This window comes from Kluyvera sichuanensis (genome assembly GCF_040930405.1).
Classification (GTDB): Bacteria; Pseudomonadota; Gammaproteobacteria; order Enterobacterales; family Enterobacteriaceae; genus Kluyvera; species Kluyvera sichuanensis.
In genome coordinates, this window is record NZ_CP162271.1 from 72513 (window position 1) to 86255 (window position 13743).

12 protein-coding genes and 7 tRNA genes are annotated in these 13743 nt (G+C 55.1%); 6 read left to right on the plus strand and 13 right to left on the minus strand.

Annotated features, from left to right (window positions below; translation table 11 throughout):
• Nucleotides 1-106 precede the first annotated feature (106 nt).
• Entirely contained in the window at nt 107-1531 is a 1425-nt protein-coding gene (gene miaB / locus AB2B48_RS00340; RefSeq protein WP_220438464.1) for a tRNA (N6-isopentenyl adenosine(37)-C2)-methylthiotransferase MiaB, read from the minus strand.
• 149 nt (nt 1532-1680) lie between these two features.
• On the opposite strand from miaB, the gene ubiF reads away from it, so the two are divergent.
• Entirely contained in the window at nt 1681-2856 is a 1176-nt protein-coding gene (gene ubiF, locus AB2B48_RS00345) for a 3-demethoxyubiquinol 3-hydroxylase (protein ID WP_368302007.1), read from the plus strand.
• A gap of 108 nt (nt 2857-2964) precedes the next feature.
• Here the strand turns inward: ubiF and AB2B48_RS00350 are convergent.
• The 8 genes from AB2B48_RS00350 to AB2B48_RS00385 form a co-directional block, all read right to left on the minus strand.
• Nucleotides 2965-3039 (minus strand) — tRNA-Gln (locus tag AB2B48_RS00350).
• A 37-nt stretch (nt 3040-3076) separates the two neighbouring features.
• Nucleotides 3077-3151, minus strand: a tRNA-Gln gene (locus AB2B48_RS00355).
• Between the two features lie 45 nt (nt 3152-3196).
• Nucleotides 3197-3273: transfer RNA gene (locus tag AB2B48_RS00360), tRNA-Met, on the minus strand.
• 20 nt (nt 3274-3293) lie between these two features.
• A tRNA-Gln gene (locus AB2B48_RS00365) sits at nt 3294-3368 on the minus strand.
• A 37-nt stretch (nt 3369-3405) separates the two neighbouring features.
• Nucleotides 3406-3480: transfer RNA gene (locus tag AB2B48_RS00370), tRNA-Gln, on the minus strand.
• Nucleotides 3481-3503: 23 nt separating this feature from the next.
• Nucleotides 3504-3588: transfer RNA gene (locus AB2B48_RS00375), tRNA-Leu, on the minus strand.
• 9 nt (nt 3589-3597) lie between these two features.
• Nucleotides 3598-3674 (minus strand) — tRNA-Met (locus AB2B48_RS00380).
• A 200-nt stretch (nt 3675-3874) separates the two neighbouring features.
• Nucleotides 3875-4240, minus strand: coding sequence for a hypothetical protein (locus AB2B48_RS00385; RefSeq protein ID WP_035892675.1), 366 nt, complete (start codon nt 4238-4240; stop codon nt 3875-3877).
• A gap of 206 nt (nt 4241-4446) precedes the next feature.
• Here AB2B48_RS00385 and AB2B48_RS00390 point away from each other — a divergent pair, with 206 nt between their 5' ends.
• From AB2B48_RS00390 to AB2B48_RS00410, 5 genes are read left to right on the plus strand one after another with little or no spacing between them, the layout of a single operon-like run.
• Nucleotides 4447-4773: an HMA2 domain-containing protein gene (locus AB2B48_RS00390; RefSeq protein ID WP_368300512.1), complete on the plus strand. Its 327-nt coding sequence runs from the start codon at nt 4447-4449 to the stop codon at nt 4771-4773.
• A 19-nt stretch (nt 4774-4792) separates the two neighbouring features.
• On the plus strand, nt 4793-5494 hold the full coding sequence (locus AB2B48_RS00395; protein WP_368300513.1) for a hypothetical protein: 702 nt from the start codon (nt 4793-4795) through the stop codon (nt 5492-5494).
• Entirely contained in the window at nt 5478-5789 is a 312-nt protein-coding gene (locus AB2B48_RS00400) for a hypothetical protein (protein WP_368300514.1), read from the plus strand. The genes AB2B48_RS00395 and AB2B48_RS00400 overlap by 17 nt, the downstream gene beginning before the upstream one ends.
• Complete coding sequence (locus AB2B48_RS00405) at nt 5773-6078, plus strand: YtxH domain-containing protein (protein WP_368300515.1); 306 nt, start codon at nt 5773-5775, stop codon at nt 6076-6078. Before AB2B48_RS00400 ends, AB2B48_RS00405 begins: the two co-directional genes overlap by 17 nt.
• A complete protein-coding gene (locus AB2B48_RS00410) occupies nt 6075-8159 on the plus strand; it encodes a heavy metal translocating P-type ATPase (RefSeq protein ID WP_368300516.1) in 2085 nt (694 codons plus the stop codon). The genes AB2B48_RS00405 and AB2B48_RS00410 overlap by 4 nt, the downstream gene beginning before the upstream one ends.
• A 165-nt stretch (nt 8160-8324) precedes the next feature.
• Here AB2B48_RS00410 and asnB read toward each other — a convergent pair whose 3' ends face one another.
• The 4 genes from asnB to AB2B48_RS00430 form a co-directional block, all read right to left on the minus strand.
• Entirely contained in the window at nt 8325-9989 is a 1665-nt protein-coding gene (gene asnB / locus AB2B48_RS00415; RefSeq protein ID WP_185669362.1) for an asparagine synthase B, read from the minus strand.
• A 306-nt stretch (nt 9990-10295) separates the two neighbouring features.
• On the minus strand, nt 10296-11204 hold the full coding sequence (locus AB2B48_RS00420) for an amidohydrolase family protein (RefSeq protein ID WP_368300517.1): 909 nt from the start codon (nt 11202-11204) through the stop codon (nt 10296-10298).
• A gap of 279 nt (nt 11205-11483) precedes the next feature.
• Entirely contained in the window at nt 11484-12188 is a 705-nt protein-coding gene (locus tag AB2B48_RS00425; RefSeq protein ID WP_368300518.1) for an oligogalacturonate-specific porin KdgM family protein, read from the minus strand.
• Nucleotides 12189-12256: 68 nt separating this feature from the next.
• Nucleotides 12257-13726 carry an MFS transporter gene (locus AB2B48_RS00430; protein WP_368300519.1) on the minus strand — a complete coding sequence of 490 codons (1470 nt, stop codon included), beginning with the start codon at nt 13724-13726 and terminating at the stop codon, nt 12257-12259.
• Nucleotides 13727-13743: the final 17 nt, after the last annotated feature.

Genomic DNA, 13743 nt, shown 5'->3' on the forward strand with positions numbered 1-13743 from the left:
GATAAAGGAATTATTCACGCCGCAGTAAAAAGGCGCAAGCATTGCAGTAAATATGGGGATGACGGCAGGAAATACAAGGCCCGTCAGGGGAGACGGGCCAGGGAGATTATGGCTGATAAATCCCAACGCCAGCGTCGCTCTCTTTGCGAGTACGCGCAATCACCGACTCCGGTGATTCAACGATACGCAGGCCCATTTCGTCCTCGGTGCGCACCAGCTTGCCGCGCAGTGAGTTGGTGTAGACGTCAACGATCTCCACATCAACGAATTTACCGACCATATCCGGCGTACCTTCAAAGTTGACCACGCGGTTGTTCTCGGTGCGGCCGGTTAGCTCCATAATGCTCTTACGGGAAGTGCCTTCTACCAGAATGCGCTGCACGGTGCCGAGCATACGACGGCTCCAGGCCATTGCCTGTTGGTTGATGCGTTCCTGCAGAATGTAGAGGCGCTGTTTTTTCACCTCTTCCGGCACGTCGTCGACCATATCGGCCGCTGGCGTTCCCGGACGCGCGGAGAAGATAAAGCTAAAGCTGACGTCAAAGTTCACGTCGCCAATCAGCTTCATGGTCTGCTCGAAGTCCTGGTCGGTTTCGCCCGGGAAGCCGACGATAAAGTCGGAGCTAATCTGAATATCCGGGCGCGCTTCACGCAGCTTACGGATGGTGGATTTGTACTCCAGCGCGGTATGGGTACGCCCCATCATGTTCAGCACACGGTCAGCACCGCTCTGAATCGGCAGATGCAGGAAGCTCACTAGCTCCGGCGTATCGCGGTAGACATCGATAATATCGTCGGTAAATTCGATCGGGTGGCTGGTGGTGAAACGGATACGGTCGATGCCGTCAATTGCCGCCACCAGACGCAGCAACTCGGCAAAGCTGCCGGTAGTACCGTCGAAGTTCTCACCGCGCCAGGCGTTGACGTTCTGCCCCAGCAGGTTGACTTCGCGCACGCCCTGAGCGGCCAATTGGGCAATCTCAAACAGAATATCGTCGCACGGACGGCTGACCTCTTCACCACGGGTGTACGGCACCACGCAGTAGGTGCAGTATTTATTGCAGCCTTCCATGATCGAGACAAACGCGGTCGGGCCGTCGGCGCGCGGCTCCGGCAGGCGGTCAAACTTCTCGATTTCCGGGAAGCTGACGTCCACCACCGGGCGGCGGTTATTACGCACGGCATCGATCATTTCTGGCAGGCGGTGCAGGGTCTGCGGGCCAAAAACGATATCCACGTAGTGTGCACGTTGGCGGATAAGTTTGCCTTCCTGTGAGGCGACGCAGCCGCCAACACCAATAATCAGCTTAGGATTTTTTGCTTTAAGTAATTTCCAGCGGCCTAAAAGGTGGAAGACTTTCTCCTGGGCTTTCTCACGGATTGAGCAGGTATTCAGCAGCAGGACGTCGGCTTCTGCTGCGTTTTCAGTCAGTTGATACCCATGAGTGGCATCCAGCAGATCGGCCATCTTTGATGAATCGTATTCGTTCATCTGACAGCCCCAGGTTTTAATATGGAGTTTTTTTGTCATCGACTTGCTCTTGCTCAATTATGAATAGCCCACATTGCAGGGCGCGTATTGTAATGCTTTGGTGCGGTTGTGACCAGCTTGACGGTTATTGGCCTCAGAGGGCGAAAGTCCGGTAAACTGAAGGTATTCGGCTTTAAGGATAATAAATGATGACAATTCTACATAAAGACGTTGCGGTGGTTGGCGGCGGGATGGTCGGTGGTGCGCTGGCATTAGGGTTGGCGCAACAAGGGTTTTCCGTGGCGGTGCTGGAAAAGAGTCCGCCGCCGGACTTTGACCCGGCCTCACAGCCTGATGTCCGGATTTCAGCCATCAGCGCCGCGTCGGTGCAGCTGTTACGTGGCCTCGGCGTCTGGGACGCTGTGCTGGCAATGCGGGCACATCCCTGGCGTCGACTGGAGACCTGGGAGTGGCAAACCGCACACGTTGTTTTTGATGCCAGCGAGCTGAAGCTGCCTAACCTTGGCTATATGGTCGAGAACAACGTTCTGCAGTTGGCGCTTTGGCAGGCGCTGGAAGCGCATCCGCAGGTGACGTTGCTGCACGGTACGTCGCTCAATGCGATGCGGGTTGATGGCGATAGTCACGTTTTACATCTCGAAGATGATAGTCAGGTTACGGCTCGCCTGGTGGTGGGCGCTGATGGCGCACTTTCGCAGGTGCGTCAGCAGGCGGGAATTGGCACCAACGGCTGGCAGTATCCGCAGTCCTGCATGCTGATTACCGTACAGTGCGACAATGAACCGGGTGACAGCACCTGGCAGCAGTTTACGCCAACCGGGCCGCGCGCTTTCTTACCGCTGTTCGATAAGTGGGCTTCGCTGGTGTGGTACGACACCCCGGCGCGGATCCGTCAGCTACAGTCGCTGCCGATGCCGCAACTACAGCGGGAAATCACGCGCCATTTTCCGGAACGTTTAGGAACTATCACGCCGGTTGCCGCCGGGGCATTTCCGCTGACTCGCCGTCATGCGCAGCAGTATGTGCAGCCGGGGTTGGTGCTGATAGGCGATGCCGCACACACCATTCATCCGCTGGCGGGGCAGGGGGTAAACCTTGGCTATCGCGACGTCGATGCGCTGCTGGATGTGTTGGCAAACGCGCGTAGCATCGGCGAAGACTGGTCTAGCCTACCGGTGCTGGAGCGCTACCAGGCGCGCCGTCGAGTGGATAACTTGCTGATGCAAAGTGGGATGGATCTGTTCTACGCCGGTTTTAGCAACGATCTCGGCCCGCTGCGGATTTTACGCAACCTGGGGCTGATGGCGGCGCAGCGCGCGGGCGTGTTGAAGCGTCAGGCGCTGAAGTACGCGCTGGGATTATAGTTTGCTCGCTCGGGCGACATTGAAGTAGTAGCCCGGGCGAACGCAGTGACCCCGGGATATCAAAAGCACAAAAACAAAAAAAGCTCGCCGAAGCGAGCTTTTTGAAAATGGCTGGGGTACGAGGATTCGAACCTCGGAATGCTGGTATCAGAAACCAGAGCCTTACCGCTTGGCGATACCCCAACGGGTGCGTCCACAAAAGTGAACGACTTTTTGAAAATGGCTGGGGTACGAGGATTCGAACCTCGGAATGCTGGTATCAGAAACCAGAGCCTTACCGCTTGGCGATACCCCAACAATTTTTTTTCGAATGTATCGATAACTCGATAGATTCTGAATTTGGTGGCTACGACGGGATTCGAACCTGTGACCCCATCATTATGAGTGATGTGCTCTAACCAACTGAGCTACGTAGCCGATACTAACATATTCTTCGATGGCTGGGGTACCTGGATTCGAACCAGGGAATGCCGGTATCAAAAACCGGTGCCTTACCGCTTGGCGATACCCCAATACCGTCGCGGCTATCCGCAAATATCGAAGAAAATATGGCTGGGGTACCTGGATTCGAACCAGGGAATGCCGGTATCAAAAACCGGTGCCTTACCGCTTGGCGATACCCCATCCGTGCAACGCTTACTGGTGAATGGTGCGGGAGGCGAGACTTGAACTCGCACACCTTGCGGCGCCAGAACCTAAATCTGGTGCGTCTACCAATTTCGCCACTCCCGCAAAAAAAGATGGTGGCTACGACGGGATTCGAACCTGTGACCCCATCATTATGAGTGATGTGCTCTAACCAACTGAGCTACGTAGCCATCTTTTTTTTCGCGTTACCTTATCGGCGTTGCGGGGCGCATTATGCGTATTGAGCCCAATACCGTCAACACCTTTTTCAATGAAATTCACCGGAATGTGACTGTTTGGTTGGGTTGTGAACAGCCTGGCGCATTATTCGGCAATTATTGGTTATTTCGCGTTAAATCATGCCATCAATACATCCGGATTCACTGCAAGGTTATCGCGTTAATACGCTAACAAGTGAAACCACCGGGCCACCGACTGTACGCTTAAGTGCACCGAAAGCCAGCGTTTTTAATAAATGACTGGCGCCCACGCGCAGGGTGTTCTCGATATAGCTTTTATCTTTCTGGCTGCTAAGCCATTGCGCCTGTTCCAGCTCATTGAGCAGGGTTGAGGCAGAAATACGTGCGGGATCGAAGCTCACCGCCACGGAACCAGCATATAAGCGGTGAATCACCTCTTTAATACCGTCGCGGGCGCGGAGTTGTTCAATCAGCTTCTCGACTTCATGCGGATGGCGTTGGATCCAGCTGGAGCGGATGCGGATGCGATTGGGGGTCTGGTGCAGGTAAGGAGTCATAGCCGCCTCATTTTTACTTATATAGTGGTAATGAGAGTAATTTATATTTGCATTCCACCCATGTCCAGCCTTCACCGCACGCAGCGCAAAAAAGAATCGGACGTTCCCTTTTGACACATCGCAAGAGAAGGGCGATTAGCGCTATCTGACGTTTTCTATCTGTGATTTCATTAATGTCACCTATAAATATCAGGGTATTAAATGATATGCCTGCCGAATCCTTGGGCGACTTACTGACTTTGCGCCGCTTTGTCGAAGTGGCGCACCATATACCCGGGCGTCTGCGCCTGCGGTTTTCCAACAAGCTTGTAGCCAGCCTTAGCCAGGGGAAGCTCAAGCAGCTTGATGCTTATTGCTCCCCTGAGGGGTACCTCCGGCGTTATCAAATCAACAGCGAAACCGGTTCTATCGTCCTTGAGTACGATGCGGCCGCGATTCGCCCGCAAATCCTCAACCAGCTGTTTGGTCAGGATGGTGAGCAGGCCCAGCACGCGCTGGAGCAGCTAGCCGCCATTCTTAGCCCTTCTCACTAAATGAAAAAGGACAGTCATCATGAGCACCAATGACAACAACGCACAGCAAGTTCCACCGGCCGGTTACTATCCGCCATACGGCTACCCGTGGTATCCGTACCCGCCAATGCCGCAGGGAATGGCATGGCCGCAGAGCGGGCAGATGCCTCCTCAGCCACAGATGCCACCACAGCCGCAAATGCAGATGCCACCGCAAATGGCGATGGGGTTCCCGCCTATGGGCTTCCCACCGGCACCTCAGGGCGCGGTACCGCCGCAGTTTGCTCACCCGCATCACCATCATCACCACCACGCTGCCGCGCAGCAGGGCGTGGACTGGAGCCAGTATGCTCAACACGTGGTTGATGGCGCGATGGGCGACCAGGCTGGCCTGCTGAAAAATATCATCAGCACCGTCGGGATGGACGACAAAGAGTTCTGGAAAGGCGCGATGGTTGGCGCGGCGGTAACGCTGCTGCTGACCAACGATTCCGTGCGCGGCATGCTGATGCAAACGCTGGCGGGGGCGGGCGACATGCTTAAAGCCGGTTCCAGCAAAGTCAAAGACGGCGTGAAGAATAGCTCTGAAGCCATCAAAGATACGGCAACCTCCAGCGCGGCTATCTTTCGCGACACCATGAAAGCAGGTAAAGAGGGCTTTCAGGAGTCCGTAGAGCGTCATCGCCAGCCGGGTGCCGTGCCGTTTGATGATGAGGGCGTAGCGGATGAACAACAGCCGTGACCGACAAAACCGCGTAGGCCGCGCCGCCATTGCTGGCGCGCTGGTCGGGGGAAGCGCTGCCTGTGCGCGTGAATGGCAGCGCTACCAACAAAATGAACAAACGCTGAATGAAGCGGCCTGTACGGTAATGAAGGCGACGGCGAAGGCCAGCCTTATTAGCGGAACGGTGATGGCGATAGCGGATGCCAATAAGACGCGTCCGCTGCAGTCCGTGCTGACCCTTATCGGGGTGAGCGCTGCTTCTCTTTATCTTATGGATGCGATAGCTAAGCGAGGAAATGATGAATCAGCCTGAATACCTGTACAACCCGTGGACCGGTGCGTGGGAACGTAATCCCGCAGCAATGCCGGTACAGGTGCCTACGGCAACCAATAGCCGTACCCACCTGTTAACCGGGCTGGTAGCGGGTGCCGCAATCACCTACCTTCTGACCAACCGTAACGTCCAGCAGGGGATCACCAATACGGCGAGTAAAGCCTGGGGTACCGTGCGTGGCGAAATGGAAGAGATGAAAGAGCGCATTGCCGACCTGCAGGCCGAACTGGACTACTACCGTAGCCAGAATAAGGATGAGATCGAGTGAGTGCGGTAGGCGAACGGGTTACCGTCGTTCACCAGATCCCCGGACGCGTGCGCCTGCGTATTGCGGCGCTCGGTGACTACCCTGATGCCGCCGGGTGGCTGAAACAGCAGATCCTGACGTTGCCCGGCGTAAGCGGTGTGCGTATTCGTCCTTCGGCGCGTAGCGCGGTGATCCAGTGGGATCGCGCCCGGACTTCACTTGCCGCGATTATGGCTGCGGTGGAAGCGCTGGACTGGCAAGCGGCGGAAGACGGCGAATTCGAAACCGAATACTGCGGTGGCGATAACCTCCTCAACCTCGCTGGGTTGGCGCTAACGCAGGTGCTGCCGCCTCGCTGGGCGCGTCTGCCGGCGGCGCTGCTGACTGCACCGACTATCCTGGAAGGGGCGCATACCCTCAGCCAGGGGCAGTTGAAGGTGGAAGTGCTGGATGCGCTGGCGCTGAGCCTGTCGATGCTGCGCGGCGATAACCGTACCGCTATGCTGACGCAGTCGCTGCTGACGCTCGGCGAGTATATGGAGCAGGAGACCAGCCGTCACTCCGACGCGCTGCTGGCCGATCTGATGCAGCCTCGTGAGCACCCGGTCTGGGTTGAGCGCGATGGTGAAAGCGTGGAGATCAACAGCAGCGAGCTGGTGGCGGGTGACGTAATGCTGCTCGGCCCGGGGGATAATATCCCTGCCGACGGTACAGTGCTGCGCGGCGTTGCTCAGGTCAACCAGGCGTCAATGACCGGAGAAAGCGTGCCGGTGCGTCGTGAGCCGGGTTCCTGGGTTTATGCGGGAACGCAAATCCAGGACGGCAACGTGGCGATCACCGCCGAGCAGGTGGGCGAGTCTTCCTCGACGGCGCATATTCGCCGCTTTATCCGCGACTCGCTGACTCAGCGTAGTGAAACCCAGCAGGTTACTCAGGCCATGGCCGACCGTCGCGTTGGTATCACGCTTGGGGTGGGTGCGGCGGTGTTTGCCATGACCCGCAGTTGGGAGCGTCTGGCTTCGGTATTCCTCGTTGACTACTCCTGCGCGCTGAAGCTCAGTACGCCAATCGCCTTTAAATCGATTATGTATCGGGCCGCGCAGAACGGTCTGCTGCTGAAAGGCGGGCGAGCGATTGAGAAGCTGGCTGAAGTCGATACGGTGGTGTTCGATAAAACCGGCACCCTGACTCACGACGAGATGCAGGTGACGGACGTCATCAGCTTCAACGACCAACTGGTACAGGCTAAACGCTTGCTGGCGATTGCCGCTTCGGTGGAAGAGCACAGCAATCACCCGCTGGCGCATGCGGTCGTGGCGGCGGCAGAGCACCACGAACTGCCGCATATTGCGCACGGCGAAGTGGAGTATGTCATTGCTCACGGTCTGCTTTGCGCGCTGGAAGATCATCAACTGGTGATCGGCAGTCGTCACTTCCTGGATTGTCACTACGACATCGATTTCACGCCGTATGAAGCGGAAATTAATGAACTGGCGGCGCAGGGGCGGCATCTGCTGTTTATCGGCTTTGATAATCAACTGGTGGGGATGATCGGTCTGCAGGATCATCTGCGCGATGAAGCCTCTGAAGTGATCGAACAGCTTAAAGCGTCCGGCATTCGTCAGGTGGTCCTGTTGACCGGCGATCGCGCCGAGAAAGCATGCCAGTTGGCAGAACGTGTAGGCATCGATCGCTACGTTGCCGAAGCCACGCCAGAGAGTAAGGTCGAAGTCGTGAAAGCGCTGCAGGAAGCGGGGCACAAGGTGATGTTCGTGGGTGATGGTATCAACGATGCGCCGGTGCTGACGCAGGCAGACGTGGGCCTCGCCATGAACCAGAGCACTGAGCTGGCGCAGCAGGCGGCGGATGCCGTGCTGTTGCAGGACAGTTTGTATGGCGTTATCACCGCGCGTGAACTCTCGCTGGAGGCGATGAAGCTGGTAAACAGCAACATCAAGCTGACCGAGTGGGTGAACAGCGCCATTATGCTGGCAGCGGCGCTAGGCTGGCTGTCGCCGGGTGCTAGCGCCATGCTGCATAATGGGACGACGCTTGGGGTGCTGCTGCGATCGCTGGCGGCGAAGAAAGGGCGCGGGGAGTAGGTGTTCCCCTCACCCTAACCCTCTCCCAAAGGGAGAGGGGACCGCTGGTTTTCTCCCTCGCCCCTTTGGGGAGAGGGCCGGGGTGAGGGGAATCACCCGCACCGAGCCAAAATAAAAAGCCCCCGATGTCACCATCAGGGGCTTTTTTCTATCTCACCGCCACGCTTACTTGTAAGCCGACTGGTGCACGCCTACCGCGCGACCAGACGGATCGTCCATGGTTTTGAACGCTTCATCCCACTCAATCGCTTTCGCAGAAGAGCACGCAACGGACGGGCCGCCCGGGACACATTCCGCAGCGCTTGGCACCGGGAACAGCTCTTCAAAGATTTCACGGTACAGATAGCCTTCTTTAGACGTCGGTGTGTTGTACGGGAAGCGGAAGTGCGCGGTTTCCAGTTGCTGATCGGTCACCTGTTTCGCCGCCACTTCTTTCAGCGTATCAATCCAGCTATAGCCTACGCCGTCGGAGAACTGCTCTTTCTGGCGCCATGCAACACTTGCTGGCAGGTAAGATTCGAAGCATTCACGCAGTACGTGTTTCTCCATCTTGCCGTTGCCGCACATTTTGTCCTGCGGGTTGATGCGCATCGCCACGTCGAGGAATTTTTTATCCAGGAACGGTACGCGTGCTTCCACGCCCCAGGCGGACATCGCTTTGTTAGCACGGGCGCAGTCGTACATATGCAGCGCCTGCAGCTTACGTACGGTCTCTTCGTGCAGCTCTTTAGCGTTTGGCGCTTTATGGAAGTACAGGTAGCCGCCAAACACTTCATCAGAACCTTCGCCGGACAGCACCATTTTGATGCCCATTGCTTTGATTTTACGCGACATCAGGTACATCGGCGTAGAGGCGCGAATCGTGGTTACATCGTAGGTTTCGATGTGGTAAATCACGTCGCGAATCGCATCCAGACCTTCCTGCACGGTGAAGTGAATTTCATGGTGCACGGTGCCCAGGTGGTTTGCTACTTCCTGCGCGGCTTTCAGGTCAGGGGACCCTTCCAGACCAACGGCGAAGGAGTGAAGCTGCGGCCACCAGGCTTCTGAACGTTCCTGATCTTCAACGCGGCGAGCGGCAAATTTCTTGGTGATAGCCGAGATAACCGAAGAATCCAGGCCGCCGGAGAGCAGCACGCCGTAAGGCACGTCTGACATCAGGTGGCTTTTCACCGACTCTTCCAGTGCCTGACGCAGTTCGTTTTTGTCGGTCACGTTGTCTTTAACCGCGTCGTAGTCGAACCAGTCACGCTGGTAGTACTGACGAATTTCGCCGTCTTTGCTCCACAGATAGCTCCCGGCTGGGAACTCCTGGATGGTGCGGCAAACCGGGGTCAGCGCTTTCATTTCAGAAGCAACGTAGAAGTTGCCGAATTCGTCGTGGCCCATATACAGCGGGATAATACCGATATGGTCGCGGCCAATCAGGTACGCGTCTTTTTCGCTGTCGTACAGCGCAAAAGCGAACATCCCCTGCAGGTCGTCGAGGAATTCAGGCCCTTTTTCCTGATACAGCGCGAGGATAACTTCGCAGTCAGAACCGGTCTGGAACTGGTAGCGGTCACCGTATTCAGCGCGCAGCGCCTGATGGTTGTAGATTTCACCGTTGACGGCCAGAGCGTGCGTTTTCTTTTCGTTATACAGCGGTTGAGCACCGGCGTTGACGTCAACAATCGACAAGCGTTCATGCGCGAGAATCGCTTTATCGCTGGCGTAGATCCCGGACCAGTCCGGGCCACGGTGGCGCATCAGGCGGGAGAGCTCAAGCGCCTTTTTACGCAGCTCAACCGCATCAGTTTTAATATCCAGTACACCGAAAATAGAACACATAGACTTCTCCGTTAACCCTGTGGCGTTGTGCTGTTTAATTGTGTGGCGCTGCGCTATCGCGGTGCCTTTGCATAACTAAAAAAATGCCGTAAAGCCGGGGACGGCGCAAGGGTTTTTCCGCCTCATAAAGAAAAAATGCAATGGGGGTTATGGAATACTAAAAAATACGTACGCCTATTCTTCTATTATTGATGAATCATCATTTTTTAGGTGTTATTTTTGAATTATCTTCTTTTTTTGCCAGTCGGTAGATAACGAGAATAGATTTCTCTCCCCGTGCAGAGGAAAAATCTGCACGGGGTGGGGTCAGGCAATGCCGAAAGGCCAGACCTGCTGGACCGTTTTGTAGAGAATTTGCTCGCGGTCTTTGGGGGTTAACCACGCCAGGTGATCGCGGTAGAGCGCGACCGCTTGCGCGTAGCTCAGTTTATTCAAACAGATTGGCCAGTCGGTGCCCCACATCAGTCGCTGTGGCCCAAAGGCATCAAACACCTGCTTAACCTGCTGCGCGGCATCCGGGTAGGGGTAAGGCTGCTGGGAGAGCGACCACATATGCGAAATTTTGACGTAGACCTGCGGATAGCGCGCCAGCGCCAGCAGTTTGTTCAGCTCGTCAGGATGATTCAGCGGCGAATCGGCCATGTGGTCAATGACCACCGTCAGATCCGGGTTTTGCTCAATCCAGGGAATAAGGTCGGGCATTCGGCTGGGAGCAGCCAGAATGGTCATCGGTACTTTCAAGTCGGCGGCCTGTCGCCAGAGTGGTTTCATTAACGGCCCACGAATCCAGTCACCGTCAGCTTTATCAGAAGGGCTCAACCTGACGCCGCGAAAACCTTCGTCAATGGTCAGGCGGGCCAGATGTTCCGGCGCAGCTGGGTCTTCCGGGTTAACGCGGCAGATACCCTGGAATTTATCCGGATACTGTCGCAGAACGTCAGCCAGATAGCGATTATCCCAACGGTAGTGAATAACCTGCACGATCACCGTGCGAGCAACGCCGTTGGCGGCCATCAGCGATAGCAGCATTTCGGCGGTGAAATCCTGCGGCGGCGCTTTGCGGTCCTTAGCGTAAGGATAGCGCGGGTCGGTTTTCCAGACGTGCACGTGGGAGTCAATCATGAGCGGTGAGGGTAGAGCGGCAAACGCCGGGCGCAGCGCACAGGCGAGCGGTAGGGCGGCGCTGGCGGCAAGGAATTGACGACGGCTAAGCATGTTTTTCTCCATTGCATCGGCCGTTGGCAACCCTGGGGTGTCAGAGGTAGTTGTTATAAAGGGTGAACGGGCGGATGCGTGAACTGACGAGATACTATAAAACGCGAGGTGGCAGGGCGACTCGGGCTAATGCCCAGGAACGGTTGAGCGATATTGGTAGGGTGAACAAGGTCGTGTGATCCCTTTCTCCAGAATGTGTACCGTATTCATTTCGTAAATGGGTATTACGATGCAGAGCTTCCGGTGACTAGCATTACCACCGGAAGCCCGTTTCTGCCTTTAGAAATGGTAATAGACGCCGACACGCACGCGGTTTTCGTCATCGCCATTGCTAGCTTTGTCGAGGTAGGCGACATCAATGTACGGTGTGAAATGGTCGTCAATTTTGTAGCTCAGGGCGACCGTATGCTCATAGTTTTCCGTTGAACCGTTGCCGTAGCGATAGTCCTCATCGCGTTTATGGTAGGTAAAGTTGTACTCCATCCAGATGCGGTCGGTAACGTTCAGGTCGGCCCAGATGTTCACTTCCTGGTTAGAATCCTCCGTGTAGTCACCGTTATAGTCATAGCTCTGGTAGTTGTTCTGGTTATAGCGGTAGCCAGCAATCAACATAAAGTTATCGGTGACCTGCACACCGAGCTTCACATAGGGGTCAAAGGCGCTGCCGTTAGCACCCCAGTTAAAGACAAAACCCGGCCAGAAGAAGAGTCGCGAGGCGAGTGGAATTTTGTAATTGCTTTCAATCTCGTTGTAACGGTTATTAAATTCGTCGAAATGCTTACCCTGCCCGGAGGTATTCTGGATGCTGAAATAGAGATCATTATCCAGCTTCATGCCGTATTCCATTTTTGTCTGAAACTGTTCGCTGCCTGACATATAGGCTTCACGGAAGTTTACCCAGGAGTCGGTAATCGTCATTGCCGGGACGGAGGAGCTAACGAGGGCTAAACCCACGGCGGTTGATAACCAGGAGATTTTATTCATTTGATTTATCCATTATTAATTTGAATTATATTTCCGATACGGCTTAATTCGGGCAAGAAGCGTTATCGTTATTTTTCAGGCCACAGTTTCTCGTGTGGAATACCGGTTAATGTGTGGAGTACGGATTTTGTTTCGGGATCCGTCTCGGTTAATGAGCCTCCATTTTTCAGTCGGGCAATTTCGTTTTTGACAATCAGATGGTTTTCTTTCGAGAGCTTAAAGTGGAAGGCAATCACCGTGCTGAGCAGCAGCAGAATGACGTTGCCGAAGAAGAACAGGCTGGTAATGCCGTGGATGGTGGTGAGGGATTGGGTGGTGCTGGTGGCATCAAAATGCACAAACTGCAGCACGACCCCAATGAGCATACCGGCGAGCGCTGAGGTGCTTTTACGGGCGAGCGTCATCACGCCAGCAAAGACCCCTTCACGACGCTGGCGGGTTACCAGTTCATCGACATCAGGAATAAACGGATAAATATTCCAGATGATATAGACGTAGCCGCCCTTAAAGAATTGATAGACCAGCGAAGTGGCGTACATGATGGGCAGCATCAGCAGCGGCTTCCAGAAATAGAAACCGGCAAAGACAAAGAAGCACAGCATGCTGATGGTCAGGCAGACCCTCAGGCACCAGGTCTGGCCGTAGCGGATCACCATCCACGCCATCAAAGCGTTGCTCCAGCCGGTCAGGAAGATGCCCACCGCCAGCAGGTTTGAGGCCATAACGGCGGTACTGTTAAGCGAGTAGATAATGAAATAGATAAAGACGGTGTAGAACAGATCGAGCGAGGTAAACGACAGTACGTACATTGTCAGATGCTGACGGAAGCAGCGAACGCGCAACGTTGAGGCCATATCGGTGAAGATATGCTTGATGTTGAACCCGCGTGGTTTGGGGGCTTCCTCTGCGATGTCCTGTTTACGCTCCCAGGTTGTAGACCAGGTCACCAGCAGCGCAAACATAAAGATGATGGAGAAGATAACGCCGTTGATGAAAAAGACTTTACTGTCGGAGGTGCCGAAATGAGCAAACAGGCGTCCGGGGAGGAAAGTCGCAAGCCAGGTGCTAAAGCCGCCGTAAAACAGGCGTATCGCGGAGAGAATACTGCGTTGCTTATAGTCGTCGGTCATCTCGGAGGCCAGCGTTTCCCAGGGGATAATCACCAGCGCCGCGACGATCTCGACGGAGATATAGACCACCAGATAGTAGACGTATGGCATACCGGGGATCCACAGCAACGAATAGATGTAGACCAGCACGGCGCCTAATAATAAAAACAAGCGACGGCGGCCAAACTTGCGACCAAGCCGGGTATTGCCAATATTATCGGTCAGATAACCCACGCAGGGGCTAACGAAGGTATCAATAATTTTAGCGATAAAAAGAATCGATCCAGCTTCAATAGGCGTCAGACCCGAGAAATTAGTGAAGAAATACATTAACCAAGCGGCAATAATTGCGAAGGCGCCGCTGGAAAATAGATCTGTCATGCCATAGCCAATATAGGTCTTGAGTTTAATAGGTATAGGGGCGCTCATAGGGTATCTCCAGGAAT

Excerpts from the sequence above, each read along its gene's own strand:
- miaB (WP_220438464.1), bottom strand. The coding sequence starts at position 1,531 with ATGACAAAAAAACTCCATATTAAAACCTGGGGCTGTCAGATGAACGAA.
- ubiF (WP_368302007.1), top strand. The coding sequence starts at position 1,681 with ATGACAATTCTACATAAAGACGTTGCGGTGGTTGGCGGCGGGATGGTC.
- AB2B48_RS00385 (WP_035892675.1), bottom strand. The coding sequence starts at position 4,240 with ATGACTCCTTACCTGCACCAGACCCCCAATCGCATCCGCATCCGCTCC.
- AB2B48_RS00390 (WP_368300512.1), top strand. The coding sequence starts at position 4,447 with ATGCCTGCCGAATCCTTGGGCGACTTACTGACTTTGCGCCGCTTTGTC.
- AB2B48_RS00395 (WP_368300513.1), top strand. The coding sequence starts at position 4,793 with ATGAGCACCAATGACAACAACGCACAGCAAGTTCCACCGGCCGGTTAC.
- AB2B48_RS00400 (WP_368300514.1), top strand. The coding sequence starts at position 5,478 with ATGAACAACAGCCGTGACCGACAAAACCGCGTAGGCCGCGCCGCCATT.
- AB2B48_RS00405 (WP_368300515.1), top strand. The coding sequence starts at position 5,773 with ATGATGAATCAGCCTGAATACCTGTACAACCCGTGGACCGGTGCGTGG.
- asnB (WP_185669362.1), bottom strand. The coding sequence starts at position 9,989 with ATGTGTTCTATTTTCGGTGTACTGGATATTAAAACTGATGCGGTTGAG.
- AB2B48_RS00420 (WP_368300517.1), bottom strand. The coding sequence starts at position 11,204 with ATGCTTAGCCGTCGTCAATTCCTTGCCGCCAGCGCCGCCCTACCGCTC.
- AB2B48_RS00425 (WP_368300518.1), bottom strand. The coding sequence starts at position 12,188 with ATGAATAAAATCTCCTGGTTATCAACCGCCGTGGGTTTAGCCCTCGTT.
- AB2B48_RS00430 (WP_368300519.1), bottom strand. The coding sequence starts at position 13,726 with ATGAGCGCCCCTATACCTATTAAACTCAAGACCTATATTGGCTATGGC.